This is a genomic window from Flavobacterium sp., assembly GCF_965262375.1.
Classification (GTDB): Bacteria; Bacteroidota; Bacteroidia; order Flavobacteriales; family Flavobacteriaceae; genus Flavobacterium.
Window position 1 is genome coordinate 562783 of the sequence record NZ_OZ253527.1, and the last position, 17184, is coordinate 579966.

The 17184-nt window shown below is 34.9% G+C and carries 15 protein-coding genes; 11 read left to right on the forward strand and 4 right to left on the reverse strand.

Features of this window, described 5'->3' with window-relative positions; genetic code table 11:
- The 7 genes from panD (at position 1) to ACQY29_RS02650 (ending at position 8331) form a co-directional block, all read left to right on the forward strand.
- Positions 1 to 351, forward strand: coding sequence for an aspartate 1-decarboxylase (gene panD / locus ACQY29_RS02620; RefSeq protein WP_428223703.1), 351 nt, complete (start codon positions 1 to 3; stop codon positions 349 to 351).
- A 6-nt stretch (positions 352 to 357) separates the two neighbouring features.
- On the forward strand, positions 358 to 1323 hold the full coding sequence (locus tag ACQY29_RS02625; protein ID WP_428223704.1) for a lysylphosphatidylglycerol synthase transmembrane domain-containing protein: 966 nt from the start codon (positions 358 to 360) through the stop codon (positions 1321 to 1323).
- A gap of 39 nt (positions 1324 to 1362) precedes the next feature.
- Entirely contained in the window at positions 1363 to 2625 is a 1263-nt protein-coding gene (locus tag ACQY29_RS02630) for an alpha/beta hydrolase (protein ID WP_428223705.1), read from the forward strand.
- A 93-nt stretch (positions 2626 to 2718) separates the two neighbouring features.
- Entirely contained in the window at positions 2719 to 4080 is a 1362-nt protein-coding gene (radA, locus tag ACQY29_RS02635; protein WP_428223706.1) for a DNA repair protein RadA, read from the forward strand.
- A gap of 67 nt (positions 4081 to 4147) precedes the next feature.
- Positions 4148 to 4663: a hypothetical protein gene (locus ACQY29_RS02640; protein ID WP_428223707.1), complete on the forward strand. Its 516-nt coding sequence runs from the start codon at positions 4148 to 4150 to the stop codon at positions 4661 to 4663.
- Positions 4664 to 4675: 12 nt separating this feature from the next.
- A complete protein-coding gene (locus ACQY29_RS02645; protein ID WP_428223708.1) occupies positions 4676 to 6646 on the forward strand; it encodes a transglycosylase domain-containing protein in 1971 nt (656 codons plus the stop codon).
- Positions 6647 to 6714: 68 nt separating this feature from the next.
- Positions 6715 to 8331, forward strand: a complete 1617-nt coding sequence (locus ACQY29_RS02650) for a mucoidy inhibitor MuiA family protein (RefSeq protein WP_428223709.1) — start codon at positions 6715 to 6717, stop codon at positions 8329 to 8331.
- Between the two features lie 69 nt (positions 8332 to 8400).
- Here ACQY29_RS02650 and ACQY29_RS02655 read toward each other — a convergent pair whose 3' ends face one another.
- From ACQY29_RS02655 to ACQY29_RS02665, 3 genes are all read right to left on the reverse strand, one after another.
- Positions 8401 to 9435 carry an NADP(H)-dependent aldo-keto reductase gene (locus ACQY29_RS02655; protein WP_428223710.1) on the reverse strand — a complete coding sequence of 345 codons (1035 nt, stop codon included), beginning with the start codon at positions 9433 to 9435 and terminating at the stop codon, positions 8401 to 8403.
- A gap of 79 nt (positions 9436 to 9514) precedes the next feature.
- A complete protein-coding gene (locus tag ACQY29_RS02660) occupies positions 9515 to 10483 on the reverse strand; it encodes an OmpA family protein (RefSeq protein WP_428223711.1) in 969 nt (322 codons plus the stop codon).
- A 16-nt stretch (positions 10484 to 10499) separates the two neighbouring features.
- Positions 10500 to 11261 carry an exodeoxyribonuclease III gene (locus tag ACQY29_RS02665; RefSeq protein WP_428223712.1) on the reverse strand — a complete coding sequence of 254 codons (762 nt, stop codon included), beginning with the start codon at positions 11259 to 11261 and terminating at the stop codon, positions 10500 to 10502.
- 243 nt (positions 11262 to 11504) lie between these two features.
- Here ACQY29_RS02665 and ACQY29_RS02670 point away from each other — a divergent pair, with 243 nt between their 5' ends.
- From ACQY29_RS02670 to ACQY29_RS02680, 3 genes are all read left to right on the forward strand, one after another.
- Entirely contained in the window at positions 11505 to 13319 is a 1815-nt protein-coding gene (locus tag ACQY29_RS02670) for a GNAT family N-acyltransferase (protein ID WP_428223713.1), read from the forward strand.
- Between the two features lie 21 nt (positions 13320 to 13340).
- Positions 13341 to 13763: a hypothetical protein gene (locus ACQY29_RS02675; RefSeq protein ID WP_428223714.1), complete on the forward strand. Its 423-nt coding sequence runs from the start codon at positions 13341 to 13343 to the stop codon at positions 13761 to 13763.
- A 78-nt stretch (positions 13764 to 13841) separates the two neighbouring features.
- Positions 13842 to 14339 carry a septal ring lytic transglycosylase RlpA family protein gene (locus ACQY29_RS02680; RefSeq protein ID WP_428223715.1) on the forward strand — a complete coding sequence of 166 codons (498 nt, stop codon included), beginning with the start codon at positions 13842 to 13844 and terminating at the stop codon, positions 14337 to 14339.
- A gap of 1227 nt (positions 14340 to 15566) precedes the next feature.
- On the opposite strand, the gene ACQY29_RS02685 is transcribed toward ACQY29_RS02680, so the two are convergent.
- On the reverse strand, positions 15567 to 16040 hold the full coding sequence (locus ACQY29_RS02685) for a CYTH domain-containing protein (RefSeq protein WP_428223716.1): 474 nt from the start codon (positions 16038 to 16040) through the stop codon (positions 15567 to 15569).
- Between the two features lie 25 nt (positions 16041 to 16065).
- Here ACQY29_RS02685 and dinB point away from each other — a divergent pair, with 25 nt between their 5' ends.
- Positions 16066 to 17142, forward strand: a complete 1077-nt coding sequence (gene dinB / locus ACQY29_RS02690; RefSeq protein ID WP_428223717.1) for a DNA polymerase IV — start codon at positions 16066 to 16068, stop codon at positions 17140 to 17142.
- The last annotated feature ends 42 nt before the right edge of the window (positions 17143 to 17184 follow it).

Here is a 17184-nt window from a genome sequence, read left to right on the forward strand (position 1 = left end):
ATGCGAATTGAAGTTGTAAAATCAAAAATTCACCGCGTAAAGGTTACCGGTGCCGATTTAAATTATATCGGAAGTATCACTATTGACGAAGCGTTAATGGAAGCCGCTAATATTTTTGAAGGCGAAAAAGTTTCTATTGTTAACATCAATAATGGCGAAAGACTTGAAACATACGCTATTACTGGACCAAGAAATAGTGGTGAAATTACCTTAAACGGTCCTGCTGCTCGAAAAGTGCACGAAGGGGATATTATTATCATTATTTCTTATGGCAGTATTGAAATGAGTGAAGCAAAAAATTTCAAACCTTCAATTGTTTTCCCTAACGAAGAGAACAACTCATTACAATAAGACCTAGTGAGCAGTACTAAATTACGCAATGTGGCCAGTGTAGCCATTCCTGTTCTGCTTGGAGCAGGGTTGACATATTATATCTACACCTCATTTACGCCAGCTCAGCTAGCTAAAATGAAAAGCTATTTTATTACTGCAAATTACAATTTTGTAGCAATGGCGCTCTTTGTAGCTTTTTTAGGCTATGTTTTTAGAGCTTATCGCTGGAAATACACTTTAGCTGAGATAGGCAGCTACCCAGGTTTTACCATCAATTTTTTAGCGGTCAGCATAGGCTATTTGGTTAATCTTGGCATCCCTAGATCAGGAGAAGTATCCAGAGCCTTAGTACTAAAAAAATATAAAGAAATTCCTTTTGACAAGGCTTTCGGAACCATTATAGCCGAACGCATAGTCGATTTCTTTATTTTAATACTGCTTATTTTAACAGCAGTAGCATTGGAATTTAACACCTTAAAAGAATTTCTTTTAAAAAACATTCCTATTCCACTGTTACTAATTTTGGCTATTTTAGGTTTTCTAGGACTTTTAACTTCTATTTATCTCTATAAATATTCCAAATGGAAATTGATAATCCAGTTGAAATCAAAAATTGAAGGGCTTAATGAAGGGGTGTTAACCATCTTCAACATGCCTAACAAATGGCCATTTTTATTCCACACCTTACTTATTTGGGGTTCGTATATCTTGATGTTCTACTTAACCGTTCAATCTCTTGATGCCACTCAAAACATGACTTTAGGTACTACTATAGTAGCTTTTGTTATTGGTGGATTAGTTATGACTTTCACTAATGGAGGTTTTGGTTTTTTTCCTGCTCTAATTTCAAAAATCCTTATTCTTTACCATATCCCTGAAGAAGCAGGTACTGCTTTGGGTTGGATAATTTGGATTTCTCAACTTATCATAACTGTATTCTTAGGGTTATTTGGGTTTTTAGCTTTACCATTAGTGAATCGTAGAAAATAATTCACTAAATTGCTTCTTCAATTCAAGTCATATTTCACTATGAAAAAAATAATCTTGGCTTTTGCCCTGTTTACCAGTATCATCGCAACTTGTCAGACAACAGTAGATCATTTTGCCTCTATAAAACTTAACACGAAGCGTGACATAACTGTAAAACTCCCTGAGTCATATCAAGCGAATCCTGATCGCTCCTACCCTATGATTCTTGTATTAGACAGCGAATTCCTTTTTGCTCCTTTTGAAGGCACTTTAAAATATGGAAATTATTGGGACGATATGCCTGAAGTAATCTTGGTCGGTATTCATCAAAACAAAAACGATGAAAGATATGCTGATTCACAAATGGATGAATCTACAGGATTACCCACGGGTAAAGGTGCCGCTTTCTTTGAATTTATAAGCACTGAACTTTTACCACATTTAGAAAAAAAATACAGAATTTCACCCTTCAGAATCATCGCTGGTTTAGATACTACTGCAGGCTTTATCAATTCTTTTTTATACAAAGAAACGCCATTATTCACTGGTTATATTTCGATGAGTCCAGATTTAGCTTTAGGCATGGAAGGCAGGATAGCGGCGCGTCTAGCTGAAACTAAAGAGCCGCTACACTATTACCAAGCTACATCTGATGGCGATTTGAGAAAATTTCAAAAAAACATCAAAATCTTAGATACGAACATCAAAACTATCAAAAATGATTTGTTAAATTATAAATTTGATGATTTCAAAGGCATTGCTCATTACGGAATAGCTCCAAATGCAATACCTAGTGCGTTGTATCAAATCTTTGCAGTGTATCAACCTATCAGTTCTATAGAATATCAAGAAAAAATTGTAGTTCTTAAAGAAGGTTATGTAGAGTATTTAAACAAAAAATACGAACAGATTGAAAAAGCATTAGGGGTTAAAATGAAAATGCGTTTGAATGATATGAAAGCCATAGAATCGGCTATCAAGAAAAACGAAGCCTGGTATGAATACGAGCAACTAGCTCAAATTTCGGGACAACAATATGAAAAAACCATGTTGTACGAATACCACATGGGAATGTATTGGGAAAAACGTGGCGAGACAAAAAAAGCCTTGAAATTTTACCAAGATTCGTTTTCAAAAGCAGAAATTGGCGATATCACTAAGGATTTCATGATGAATAAAGCCGAAGAATTAAAAGCCTTGCTTCCTAAAAAAGACAAGTTAAAGGGCGGAAAAGCTAAAGATAAAAAAGCCGAAGAAATCATAGAAGAAGTTCCTGCGGAAACGCCAGCGGAAACGCCAAAAGAAGAAAAGAAACAAGACTAACACTTCTTATAATTACAAAACACAAAGACTTGATGGGATTCCCCTTTCAAGTCTTTCCCATATAAAAAAACATATAAATATTCCAAGTAAACAATGGCCAAAGTAAAAACCGCTTTTTTTTGTCAAAGTTGTGGCACTCAATTTTCTAAATGGCAGGGACAATGTACTGCTTGTAAACAGTGGAATACCATAGTAGAAGAAGTTATCCAAAAAGAAGAAAAAGTAGCTTGGAAAACCGACGTTTCCCCTACCAAAAAAGTAGCCAAACCGCTTTTAGTACACGAAATTGATTCGACCGAAGAAATTCGCATGAATACGACCGACGGTGAATTGAATCGCGTATTGGGTGGTGGTCTTGTACCTGGTTCTTTAACGCTATTAGGCGGTGAACCTGGCATTGGAAAAAGTACTTTACTTTTGCAAATTTCTCTAAAATTACCCTACAAAACGCTATACGTTTCAGGAGAGGAAAGTCAAAAGCAAATAAAAATGCGTGCCGAACGCATAACCACTCAAAACGACAATTGCTATATCTTAACCGAAACCAAGACACAAAATATCTTCCGTCAAATTGAGGCTATCGAGCCCGATGTGGTCATCATCGATTCGATACAAACCTTACAAACCGATTACATTGAATCCTCGGCAGGGAGCATTTCTCAAATTAAAGAATGTACTGCAGAGCTTATCAAATTTGCCAAAGAAACGAATACTCCCGTGATTCTTATTGGTCATATTACTAAAGATGGAAACATTGCTGGACCTAAAATCTTGGAACACATGGTCGACACGGTTTTGCAGTTTGAAGGCGACCGTAATCACATATACCGTATTTTGCGTTCATTGAAAAACCGTTTTGGTTCTACGGCTGAATTAGGCATTTATGAAATGCAAGGTTCAGGACTAAGAGAAGTCGCTAACCCTTCTGAAATTCTGATTTCTCACAAGGAAGAAGAACTATCCGGAACAGCTATTGCCACTACTATGGAAGGTATGCGACCGATTATGATAGAAATTCAAGCCCTAGTTTCAACCGCTGTGTACGGAACACCGCAACGTAGTACCACAGGATACAATGCGAAACGACTCAACATGATTTTGGCCGTATTAGAAAAAAGAGCTGGATTTCGATTAGGTGCTAAAGATGTATTCCTGAACATAACAGGAGGTATCACCGTTGATGATACCGCTATTGATTTGGCCGTTGTAGGTGCCATCCTTTCTTCCAACGAAGACATTCCTGTAGGCAAAGACATTTGTTTTGCAGGCGAAGTAGGACTTTCTGGCGAAATTCGCCCAGTAAACCGTATCGAGCAACGCATACAAGAAGCCGAAAAATTAGGTTTCTCCACCATATTTGTTTCAAAATATAATAAAATCACGACTCAAGATTTTGCTATTCAAGTTAAATTGGTCGCTAAAATTGAAGATGTGGTGAGTGAATTGTTTGGATAATTAACTTTTACGTTCAGTCAAACACCTAACAGGTTTTGAAAACCTGTTAGGTCTAAAATAATATCCTATGAAATCCTTCGAAGAAATCCTTCAAACCGTTCATACCTACCACGAACTGGGAGAAACCATCGCTTGTGCGAATTATGTGATTGAAACCTTTGGCATCAAACATCCTAATTTTGGTAGTTTCGAATTGCGTGAAAAAGCGGAACCCAAATTTATTTTGATGACTACAGAAGGGGAATTCGGCAAACCACAAATCATTCGCATTCCTGAAAATACTTTTGCTTTTGAATTCAAACTCATGCTGAATTTGATTGCACACGAAATGATACACGTGGCTCAAAAAGCACCTGAAACCCTCGTCATGGATAAAAACGAGCGCGAATGGCAAGCCTACTACGAAATGTTATTTCACAAAACCTTCCCACACATTCCTAGCCCAGCGGATGACAAGCAACTTTTTTTTGCGAATAAAGCTTTAGAATACTACAAACGTATGGGGGAAGGCTCTACCCTACAAGAAAAATATGCACAACAGAAAAAAGAAGTGGAAGATTTTGTAGTTTCGCTGTCGCAATAATCCCCAAACAAAATGAGAACAAAAAAGCAGTGGTTATTTTTAGTTTTAAAAATTTTAGGAGGTATCATGTTACTAAGTATTGCAGGTCTATATTTCTTTAGAGATACCTTATTGCAACAAGCTGTGCAAAAAGCACAACATAAATTCAAAACGGATTATAACACCGAATTCCATATTGGTAAAGCCGAATTCATTGGTGCCTCGAGTGTAGCCATGGAAAATATCTGTATTATTCCCATTGCTAAAGACACTTTACTTTCGGTAGAAAAAATCAAAACCGAAATCAACTTATTTAAATTAGTCACGGGCGATTTGCAATTGCAAAATTTAGAAATGCAAAACGGTTTTATCCAATTGGTTAAAAACGAAAAAGGTAGAAACTTTGATGCTTTTCTTAAAAAAAATAAGGATGAAGAAGAAATAGTTACTGACAAAAGGAATTATGCACAATTAGCAAATCGCATTTTGAACAAAGCCTTAAATCTTATTCCTACGCAAATGCATCTTCAAAAATTGTCGCTTCGCATACAAGATATGCATCGAAAAGTGGCATTTTATATGAATGATTTAAGCTTAAAAGAAGACCAATTACAGACGCAGATTCAAGTTACAGCCGATGATTTTTCGCAAAAATGGAATATTCAAGGCTATGCTAACGCCAGAAAAAAACAAACCGATTTGATATTTGCTTCTGCCGATACCACTCAAATTCAAATTCCATATATAGAAAAACGTTTTGGTTTAAAAACCAGTTTCGATAAAATACGCTTGAAAGTAGACCAAATAGAAATGAATTTTGGTGAGCTCAACATTAATGGTTTAGCCTCTATTGCTAATTTGACTGTAAATCATCCAAAAATTGCTAGTAAAGACGTTATTGTTCGCGATGCGGAATTTGATTTTCAATTTGTATTAGGAAGTGACTTCATTTCATTGAGTGAAAATTCGGTTGCTAAACTCAACAAAATTAAAGTTAAACCGTTTTTAGAATACAATACCGCCAAGGATACCATTTACAAAATGAAACTCAACTTAGAGAAAATGAAAGCACAGGATTTCATTTCTTCATTGCCTGAAGGTTTATTTTCGCATTTTGAAGGCATGGAAGCTGAGGGAGAATTTGATTATCTTTTGAATTTTGAAGTCAATATCAACAAGCCACATCAATTGGTTTTTGATAGTAAATTCAACAAAAACAATCTACGCATACGCAAATACGGTCAAGCCAATTTAGAGAAATTGAATACTGAATTCAAATACCGTGCTATCGAAAATGGTAGACCACAACGTGCGGTTTGGGTGGGCAACGCTAACCCGAATTACACCCCCTTGGATTCTATTCCGTCTTATTTAAAAGATGCCGTCCTCACTAGTGAAGACCCATCATTTATGCGCCACCGTGGATTTATTTCGGAAGCTTTCAAACAATCAATCACTAAAAACATACGCACCAAACGCTTTGCCCGAGGCGCCAGTACTATTAGTATGCAATTAGTCAAAAACGTATTCTTGACCCGTGAGAAAACCTTATCACGTAAATTAGAAGAAATTTTGTTAGTCTATATTTTAGAAAACAACCGTATTGCCTCTAAACAACGTATGTTAGAAGTATATTTCAATATTATTGAATGGGGGCCTGATGTATATGGTATAGGCGAAGCATCGCAATACTATTTCCAAAAAACACCGCAACAATTGAGTTTGAATGAATGTTTATTTTTGGCATCTATAGTGCCAAAGCCTAAAAAATTCATGTATCAGTTCAATGAAGAAGGCAATCAGAAATCCTATGCAGAAAAACATCAGAAATTTATCAAGAACTTGATGCTACGCCGTGCATTGATTACTGTTGATGACACCATTGGACAATCAGTACCTGTTTATATTTCGGGTCGTGCACGAAATCTTTTACGCATCAAAATCCCACAAGATAGCATTGCAAAAGATAGTATTTTAGCTCCAGTTGAAGAAATTTTAGATTAATTTAAACATCTTTCCCAACCTTTTTGATTAAATTGTACTCTTATCTAATATAAGCGAAAATCAAAAAGATGAAGACTATACTAACCTCCATGCTGGTTTTTGTGTCGGCTCAGTTGCTGGCACAAAAACCTATTTTTACCAATGCCAAATTAAAAGAAGCTACCGTTTATTTTAATTCGGCCGAGATGGTTCACCAAGCTCATGTACTCCTGACTAACGGTACTAGTGAAGTGGTAGTTAAAAATGTTGCCAATTACTTGAATGAAAACTCCATTCAAATAGGCGCACCTGCTACGGTTACTGTCCTTTCCGTGCAATACACCAACGATTATATTTCCGAATATGATTTGGATGCGAACTCGCCAGCTATCAAAAAAGTGCGCGATAGTATTCAACTCGTACAAAAAGAAATCATCAAATTAGGAAACTCGAAAACTGCCGAGCAAAAAACCATTGAATTATTAGATAAAAACCAACAAGTATTTGGACAAAATTCAGGTTTAAGTGTGATAGAATTATCCAAGATGGTGGATTATTATAAAAACAAAAGAACTGAAATCAGCAATTCCATTAACGTTTTAGAAGAAAAAGAGAAAAAACTGAACACGATTTTGCAACGTTTGAATGCAAAATTAGAAATAGACAGTAGCAAAGAGGAAAAAACAACAACAGGCAAACTGGTCTTACAACTTATGAATACTTCGGCTGGGAATGTCCCTTTGGAAATTTCATACATCAGTCCGAATGCCAGTTGGAATCCATTTTACGAGCTACGGGCTGAAAACGTAAAAGAACCTATCCAAATGATGTATAAAGCACAAGTGGTACAAAACACGGGCTTGGACTGGAAAAAAATTAAGTTGACCTTATCTTCTGGCAATCCTAATCAGAACAACCAAGCGCCTATTTTGAGTTCGTGGTTTTTAAACTATGCCAACCCGAATTATAGTTACAAACAAAAAGGCGTCATGAATCAGTTGCAAAGTAGAGCTGCGGGGGTACAAGTCCAAAATGATGCACTAAAAGAAGAAATGTCAACTTCGAGTTTATCAGGTTATGTAGATATAGTAGAAAGTCAACTTAATATTTCCTTTGATATTGATATTCCTTACGATATTTTATCGAACGGAAAAGCGCATAGTGTAGCCCTGAAAGATTTTAAAATTCCTGCCACATTCAAATATTATTCGGCTCCAAGAGTGGAAAAAGAAGCTTTTTTAATGGCAGAAATCAACGATTATGGCAAATATAACTTACTAGCAGGTGAAGCCAACATTATTTTTGAAGGTATGTATGTGGGTAAAACCTATATCAACCCAAATCAAACCGCTGACACATTGAATTTAAGTTTAGGAAGAGATAAAAAAGTATCGGTAAAAAGAGAGAAAGTAGCTGACAAGTCGGGGACTAAGTTCTTATCCTCTAAAAAAGAACAAACCTTTACCTATGACATCACCCTTCGCAACAATAAAAAAGAGGCGGTATATATGTTATTGAAAGACCAATATCCCTTATCAACCGACAAGGAAATAGAAATTGAATTATTAGAAAAAGACGGTGCAAAAGTAAATACCGAAACAGGCATTTTAACTTGGGAATTAAATTTAAAGTCTAATGAAACCAAAAAAATTAGAATTAGCTATGTAGTCAAATATCCGAAGGATAAGACGATAGGGAATTTATAAAGTGATCCGTGTTCAGTGCTCAGTATTCAGCACTGAACACTGAATACTGAAAAAAACTGAATACTAAAATCAAGGAGCAGGATTAGGTTGCGATTCGTGAATTTTATTGATCGCTTCAATCACTTCATCTGTCAATCGAACTTCGAAAGCATTAATATTCTCTTCCAATTGGTCGATAGTTGTAGCTCCAATAATTGTAGAAGTAACAAAAGGTTGATGATATACAAAAGCTATTGCCAATTCAGTTAGTGTCAATCCTAAACAATGTGCTAACTCTTGGTATTTTGGGGTAATTTTATAACAATTTTCATTCGTATAACGTACAAAATTAGGAAATAACCCCATACGTGAATCCGCTGGTGTCCCCTCGAGGTATTTGCCTGTTAAAAAGCCAAAAGCCAAAGGCGAATAAGCTAATAAACCTACGTTTTCACGCATGCATATTTCAGAAAGGCCTACTTCAAACAAACGGTTTAATAAGGAATATGGATTTTGAATGGTGCTAATACGAGGCAGATTGTGTTTTTCGGCTTCATTCAAAAACTTCATTACTCCCCAAGGATTTTCGTTAGAAACCCCAATATGCTTGATTTTACCAGCCTTAATCAACCCATCAAAAACAGTTAGCACTTCTAAAATATTATCTTGCCATTGTGCGTCCGTATGTGTAATACCGCGTTTACCAAACATATTCATAACCCTTTCTGGCCAATGCATTTGATATAAATCGATATAATCCGTTTGCAAATTTTTCAAACTCAAATCAACAGCTTCTTCTAAACTTTTCTTTGAAAAATCCAAAGGCTGACGGATATATTCCAAACCACGGTTAGGACCTGCAATTTTGGTTGCTAATACTATTCGTTCTCTTTTACCCGATTTCTTAAACCAACTCCCAATATATCTTTCCGTATTTCCAAAAATTTGAGCATTCCCTCCTATGGGATACATCTCAGCGGTATCAAAAAAATTAATACCCCTTTCAAAAGCATAATCCATTTGGTAATGCGCTTCGGTTTCTGAATTCTGATTCCCAAAAGTCATAGTCCCTAAACAAATATCACTTACTTCTAAGTCGGTATGAGGTAGTTTAATGTATTTCATTTGCAATTTACTTTTTCAATTTTTGTAAAACTAAAAAGCTCCAGAACTCCTGAAGCTTTTATCATTTTAAACTTATTAATTAAATTTCATTTAATGCCTTAGTTAATTCGTCTAATTTAGGGGTAAGAATAATTTCAATTCTTCTATTTTTAGCTTTTCCTTCAGCATTTTCATTAGACACTAAAGGATTGTATTCGCTTCGTCCAGCAGCGGTAAGATTTTCTTTCTTCACTTTTGCATTCGAAGATAAAATATTTACGATAGCCGTAGCACGCTTTGTAGACAAGTCCCAGTTGTTTTCCACTCCGCCACCTAGTGCTCCTGTGATTTTATCGTTATCAGTATGCCCTTCTATAAGCACTGAAATATCTGGATTATCGGCTAAAACCTTTGCTACTAAATCAACGGCTTTTTTCCCTTCAGTACCTACAGTCCAACTTCCTGATTCGAAAAGCAACTTATTTTCCATAGAAACATATACTTTTCCATCTTTTTGATGTACCACTAAGCCTTTTCCATCAAAAGCTTTTAAAGATTTTGATAAAGTTTCGCGCAATTTTTTCATTGAAGCTTCTTTAGCCTCAACCAGTTTTTCTAATTCCGCCACACGATCGGAGCGGTCTTTAAAATCTTGACTTAATTTATCCAAACGTGCTTTTTCAGCAGCAAGTGCTTTTTCTTTTGCTTCTAGTTGTGCGAGTAATTCACGGTTTTTATCCATGTTTGCTTTAAGCGCTTCATCGCTATTTTTCTCTAAAGCATTATACGAATTTTGAAGCGTTTTCAAATTATTAGAAGTGGCCGCATAATCAGCTGACAGTTTATCACGCTCTGCCTTCACTTTATCTAATTCAGACTTCACGTTAGTCAAATCTAAATCTGATTGACTTTTCCCCGATTTTAACAATTCATTTTCATCTGCTAACGCATTACGTTCTTTCTTTACTTCAGCAAATTTATTTTCTAAATCTGCATAAATCTTTTTTGACACGCATGATGTAGTACTTAAAGCAAGTAACAACAATCCTATTGAGGTTTTTTTAATCATATTTTTAAACTTGGGGTTATTCAATTTCTACAACTACTGGACAATGATCTGAATGTTTAGCATCAGGCAAAATGTAAGCTCGTTGCATTCTTGATTTCAAGGGTTCGTGTACTAAACAATAATCAATACGCCACCCTTTGTTATTGTTTCTTGCATTTGCTCTATAACTCCACCAACTATAATGATGGGGATCGGTATTAAAATGCCTGAAACTATCCATAAATCCAGACTTTATAAACTTATCCAACCAGGCTCTTTCTTCAGGCAAAAAACCAGACGTTTTAACATTTCTAATAGGATCATGTATATCAATGGCTTCATGACAAATATTGTAATCACCACAAATGATTAAATTAGGCACTTCCTTTTTCAGTTGATCAACATAATCATGAAAATCATCCATATACATAAATTTATGGTCTAATCGATCACTATTGGTCCCTGAAGGCAAATATAAACTCATTACAGAGACATCCTCAAAATCAACTCTTAAATTTCGACCTTCTTTGTCCATATGCTCAATACCAGTACCATAAACTACATTTTTGGGTTCGTTTTTACAAAAAACAGCCACCCCACTGTATCCTTTTTTCTCCGCTGGAAAATAATATTGAAAAGGGTATCCTGCTAACTGTATATCCATAACAGGAACTTGATCTTGTGTTGCTTTAATTTCTTGCAAACAAATTACATCGGGATTTGCAGCTTGCAACCATTCTAAAAATCCTTTAGTAATGGCGGCGCGAATTCCGTTTACATTATAAGAAATAATCTTCATTGTCTCGTAAATAACAGTTTATAAGCCATCAAGCATCTCTAGTTTCATTGCGCTCGATTTGTTCAAAAATATGCAATATTTAGATGCATTTTTATCTTTTTTTAAAACAATTAACAAATGATTCAGATTCAACATGATTATTGTTAAAAAAGCTAGTCAATTTTGGAAAGCAACCCAAAACGACTGCAATATGTTTTGAACTTTTTCTATATTTGCAACTTGCATTAATCATAATAATAATAAATGGGTTTAGTTACAGCAAAAGAAGTTGCCAAAGCAATCAATACGGACAAATACGGGCCATTAGGAACTTTTTCGGGTTGGTTGTTAATGAAGATACTTCAAATATCAACCTTAAATGATATTTATGACAGGAATAAACATATGAGTGATGTAGAATTCCTTAATGCTATCTTAGATGAATTTCAAATTAAATTCGAAATACCCGAGGAGGATTTGAAAAGGCTACCTAAAGAAGGGCCTTACATTACTATTTCTAACCATCCTCTAGGAGGGATAGACGGGATTTTACTATTGAAATTAATGCTTGAGAGAGAGCCAAATTTCAAAATCATTGCTAATTTTTTACTCCATCGTATAGAGCCGTTAAAGCCTTATATCATGCCCGTTAATCCTTTTGAAACTCATAAGGACGCTAAATCGAGTGTGATAGGCTTAAAAGAAACTTTCCGTCATTTAAGCGATGGAAAACCTCTAGGAATATTCCCAGCAGGTGAGGTTTCAACTTACAAAGATGGCAAATTAGTAGTTGACAAAGCTTGGGAAGAGGGCGCTATTAAAGTGATTCGTAAAGCACAAGTCCCTGTAGTTCCTATCTACTTCCATGCTAAAAACAGCAAATTATTTTATTTCTTATCAAAAATAAGTGGCACTTTACGTACTGCCAAATTACCTTCTGAATTGCTCTCACAAAAAGACAGAGTAATTAAAGTTCGTATCGGTAAACCTATTTCAGTAGCAGAGCAAAACGAATACACTACACTCGAGGACTACACGGAGTTTTTGAGAAAAAAAACCTATATGCTTGCTAATGGTTTTTCCGAAGAGAAAAAATTATTTGAAACTCCTATTTTAAAGCCTGCTACAAAACCTGCAAAAACCATTGTAACAGGTGCAAACCAAGAGAAAATGATTGAAGAAGTTGAGAAACTTCGCAAAAAAGACGCTCGTTTATTGCAAAGCAAAAACTACGAAGTGTTTTTAACCGAAGCATCAGAAATTCCGAACATCATACACGAAATTGGTCGTCTTAGGGAAATTACTTTCCGAGCTGTAGGGGAAGGAACAAATGAGTCGATTGACTTAGACGAGTTTGACAACTACTACCATCATATGTTTTTATGGGACGATGATGCTAAGAAAATAGCAGGTGCCTACCGCATGGGATTAGGTTCAAAAATATTTGCTAAATACGGCATTGACGGTTTTTACCTTCAAAATCTATTTCGCTTTGAACCCGAGTTGTACGACATGATGAGCAAATCAATCGAAATGGGTCGTGCTTTTATTACCAATGAGTACCAACAAAAACCCATGCCTCTTTTCCTTTTATGGAAAGGAATTGTACATACAACTTTAAGACACCCAGAACACAAATACCTAATAGGAGGTGTTAGCATCAGTAATCAGTTTTCTGAATTCTCTAAATCTTTGATGATCGAATTCATGAAATCTAATTTTTACGATCCTTATATAGCGCAATATATTCATCCTAAAAAAGAATATAAAGTTAAACTAAAAGATGCTGACAAAGATTTTGTATTTAATGAAGCTGAATCAGATTTGAACAAATTTGACAAAATCATTGACGAAGTTGAACCAGGAAATTTGCGTTTACCCGTTTTGATCAAAAAATACATCAAGCAAAATGCTCGTGTAGTTGCTTTTAATGTTGACCCAATGTTTAACAACGCTATCGACGGATTGATGTACATTCGTATTGCTGATTTACCTGAGAGCACTGTTAAACCTGTAATGGAAGAATTTCAGGCAGAATTAGAAAGAAAATTGAATGAAGAACAAGCTTCAACCAAGTAATAACCACCAAAACTAAATAATATGTACGAATTTTTACAAAAATTTCATTCAGGATGGGCTTATTTAACTTTGATCCTGTTAGTTGTAGCTATTGTGAACAGCTTTTTAGGAAGTTCATCCAACAAAGAATTCACTGCTAAAGACCGAAAAATTGCTTTATTTGCCCTTATTGCAACACATACGCAGTTTTTAATAGGTATTATTCTTTATTTCATTTCACCTTTAGGAATGGCAGGTTTCAACATGAAAGACAGCGCATTGCGATTAACCTCATTAGAACATCCTTTCATTAATTTAATAGCTATCGCATTAATCACCATAGGATGGTCTAAACACAAAAAAATGGAAACCAATGTTGACAAATTCAAAAAAATTGCCATTTTTTACTCTATAGGATTAGTCCTAATTTTATCAAGAATCCCATGGTCTTCATGGTTAGCATAGAAAAATTTCGAGCCCTTTTATAGGGCTCTTTTCATTTTAAGGAACGATATTTGTTTATATTTAACAAAAAACAAACTTATGATCAATAGAATACTTTTTGGTTTCACGCTGATTATTGCAACTTTATTAGCCTCAAAATACTCTTTTAAGACTTTTGAAAGCAATGCTTTTATAAACAAATCTATTGTTCTGGATACCGTAAAAAAAGACAGCCTGAAGGATAGCTTAACCATTGATAGTCTTTCTATAGAAACTGGTTTATACAACTACAAATTATACAAAAGCAAAGGAACTGCCTCTTATTATGCTAATCGATTTAATGGGAAACGCACTGCTAGTGGCGAACGTTATTATAGCGACAAACTTACTGCTGCACACAGAAGATTATCATTTGGCACTAAACTTAGAGTAACTAACCTACGAAACGGTCGTAGCATTATAGTAAAAGTTAATGATAGAGGTCCTCATCACAGAGGCAGAGAAATAGACTTATCAAGAAAAGCCTTTAAATATTTGGCTAATGGCAATGGAGGCGGAGAAATGCGTGTTAAAATTGAAATAGCTTTGAAAAAATAATCCATTTCTAATAGAGGTAACTATTTTAACATCTCCAATATTTAAAAGGTTTCACGCTCATCAGCACTTACTTCACCACCTTACTCATACACATGCTCAGAAAAGTCTCCTGATTTTGCGATAAGATAATTAAAGCAATAGCTTTTACATTATAGTTTTTATTAAAAGTCAAAATAGGCAGTTTATCGAAAAATTAGTTTAATTTGTAGTAGAGAAATTGTGAAATGATAAATTACAGAGACGAAATATTTTTGACTGAGTTATATAATGATATTAAATTTCATCAAAAAACATTAAATAGGGTCTGCTGAAAAACTATAATCCTCATAAAAACCAGTAATTCAGAGCTTGAATTTTATTATTAGGTGCAAGGTTTCTACACAAACACCTTCAAAAACCTTGCACCAAAAAATCAAATGTTTGCAATTTATAATTTTTAAACTCAAATTTACAAGCTCTAATAGAATTAATAACTTTCAAAAGTTACTAAAATTGAAGATTTTTAGTAGAAAATGATAGGATTTTACGTTGAGTTAGTTTTTCAGCAGACCCTAAATACCAATGAGGTAAATGAATTATTAAATAATTTAAAGAATCATAATGAGTTGTTTTCTACTTCAATATTATGCCTTGGAAAAGGAAGTAATTACATTATAGATAATCCATATTTTCCAATGGATTTATTAAAATTCCCTTTAGACGACGATGAATTATGGAGTGTTTTTTTGATTATTGAGCATCAAAATATATCTTTCATATATTTAGAACAACTTTTTTTTTATGGCAATTATATTAATTTTTTTAAAGGAAACACAACAACTTGTTTTTTGATAGTTGATATACTTAATAATTTATTAAAAGTGACAAACGACACAAGGATAGTGTTTTTTTTTTGCAGAGAAATTTGATTAGCCTAGAAAGCTTAAATAAAGCCAATAATCTTCTAGGGTTTGATAATATAAATTATCCAACTGAGGAACAAATTTTAAATATTATTGAATTAACTTCTAAATATATAAAGATAGTATAACCAACGCTCGCGAAAGAATCCTTTCGCGTGGAATTGTGTTCTTTAAAAAAGGGATATATATCCCCTGTTGTTATCAAATATACTATTTTGTTATATAAAAATCCAGTGATTAAAATGCACTGGATTTGTTGTGTTATAATTATGTTACATCTTCTTACCACACTAAAGGATTCGCGTGGGATCCAGGGAGAACTATTTTAACTAGTCCAATACTTAAAAGGTTTCACACTCAAATAAGCATTATAAAAGCGCTCATCAGCACTCACTTCTTCCCCTAACCAATCAGGTTTTAAGAACCACTCATTCTCCTCTTGAAGCTCTACTTCTGCTAAAAGCAACCCTTCATTATCTCCAGTAAAAACATCTACTTCATAAAGATGATTCCCAACAGGAACTTCATGCCTTACCTTATCAATTACACCCGCCTCACAAATAGCCAGCAACTGCTCAGCTTCAGCTACTGTAATTTCCTTTTCCCATTCCATTCTACTTATACCAGATCCAGTACTCTTCCCTTTCACAGTAATATACCCCTTATCACCTTTTATACGCACACGAACAGTTCGCTCTGGGTTAGCGCTCAAATACCCTTGCACTATACGAACTTGTCGAGTGGCTTGAGCAATAAAATCATTGTTTTTAACTAAAAATTTTCTTTCTATTTCAATCATGCCTTAAAGATAGTATTTTTACAAAATGGAAACCAATACTCGTAAAATAATCCATGTTGACATGGATGCGTTTTATGCCTCTGTTGAACAAATGGATAATCCTGAACTTAAAGGATTACCCTTAGCTGTGGGTGGCAATGAAATACGAGGGGTGGTTTCGGCAGCGAGTTATGAAGCCCGAAAATACGGGGTGCGCAGCGCTATGAGTGGCGCTCAAGCTAAGCGATTGTGTCCTGAATTGATTTTCGTCAAGCCTCGTTTTGATCGTTACAGAGAAATTTCCAAAAAAATTCGCAAAATCTTTCACGATTATACCGATTTAGTAGAACCTCTTTCCTTAGACGAAGCCTATTTAGATGTGACGCAAAACAAGAAGGGGAATCCTAGCGCCACACTTATAGCTCAGGAAATTAGAAAACGAATATATGAAGAGGTTGGACTTACCGCTTCTGCTGGAATTTCCATCAATAAATTTGTTGCTAAAATAGCATCCGATTACAACAAACCGAATGGGCAAAAAACCATCAATCCTGATGAAGTTGAACACTTTCTAGAGGGCTTGGATGTTAAAAAATTTTACGGCATTGGCAAAGTTACCGCCGAGCGGATGTACCAAATGGGAATCTATACCGGATCCGATTTAAAATCAAAAAGTTTAGAATACCTTGATGAACACTTTGGGAAAAGCGGTCGCCATTATTATTATCTTGTAAGAGGAATTTCTAATAGCCAAGTGAGACCCAATCGCGCTACAAAATCAGTAGCCGCGGAACATACTTTTTACACTAATTTGACCTCGGAAATTTTTATGGAAGAAAAACTGAACCGAATAGCTGAGGAACTCTCTCGAAGACTCCACAAACACAAGTTATCAGGAAAAACGGTGACCTTAAAAATTAAATACTCCGATTTCACACAACAAACACGCAGTAAAACGCTACCCTATTTTATCGCTGATAAAGGTTTATTGTTTGAAACTGCAAAAGAATTGCTATATCAAGACCGTATGAAAGATTCGGTACGTTTACTCGGAATTTCGCTTTCAAATTTAAACACAGAAATCAAAAAAACAATTGTCGTACAATTGCGTTTTGAGTTTTAACATAAACAGCTGCTACTAGCTATTTAACCACAAATTCATTTT

Coding starts and splice junctions, on each gene's coding strand:
- ACQY29_RS02660 (WP_428223711.1), bottom strand. CDS start 10,483: ATGATTAAAAAAACCTCAATAGGATTGTTGTTACTTGCTTTAAGTACT.
- ACQY29_RS02650 (WP_428223709.1), top strand. CDS start 6,715: ATGAAGACTATACTAACCTCCATGCTGGTTTTTGTGTCGGCTCAGTTG.
- ACQY29_RS02655 (WP_428223710.1), bottom strand. CDS start 9,435: ATGAAATACATTAAACTACCTCATACCGACTTAGAAGTAAGTGATATT.
- ACQY29_RS02645 (WP_428223708.1), top strand. CDS start 4,676: ATGAGAACAAAAAAGCAGTGGTTATTTTTAGTTTTAAAAATTTTAGGA.
- ACQY29_RS02680 (WP_428223715.1), top strand. CDS start 13,842: ATGATCAATAGAATACTTTTTGGTTTCACGCTGATTATTGCAACTTTA.
- ACQY29_RS02675 (WP_428223714.1), top strand. CDS start 13,341: ATGTACGAATTTTTACAAAAATTTCATTCAGGATGGGCTTATTTAACT.
- ACQY29_RS02665 (WP_428223712.1), bottom strand. CDS start 11,261: ATGAAGATTATTTCTTATAATGTAAACGGAATTCGCGCCGCCATTACT.
- dinB (WP_428223717.1), top strand. CDS start 16,066: ATGGAAACCAATACTCGTAAAATAATCCATGTTGACATGGATGCGTTT.
- panD (WP_428223703.1), top strand. CDS start 1: ATGCGAATTGAAGTTGTAAAATCAAAAATTCACCGCGTAAAGGTTACC.
- ACQY29_RS02670 (WP_428223713.1), top strand. CDS start 11,505: ATGGGTTTAGTTACAGCAAAAGAAGTTGCCAAAGCAATCAATACGGAC.
- ACQY29_RS02640 (WP_428223707.1), top strand. CDS start 4,148: ATGAAATCCTTCGAAGAAATCCTTCAAACCGTTCATACCTACCACGAA.
- ACQY29_RS02685 (WP_428223716.1), bottom strand. CDS start 16,040: ATGATTGAAATAGAAAGAAAATTTTTAGTTAAAAACAATGATTTTATT.
- ACQY29_RS02630 (WP_428223705.1), top strand. CDS start 1,363: ATGAAAAAAATAATCTTGGCTTTTGCCCTGTTTACCAGTATCATCGCA.
- radA (WP_428223706.1), top strand. CDS start 2,719: ATGGCCAAAGTAAAAACCGCTTTTTTTTGTCAAAGTTGTGGCACTCAA.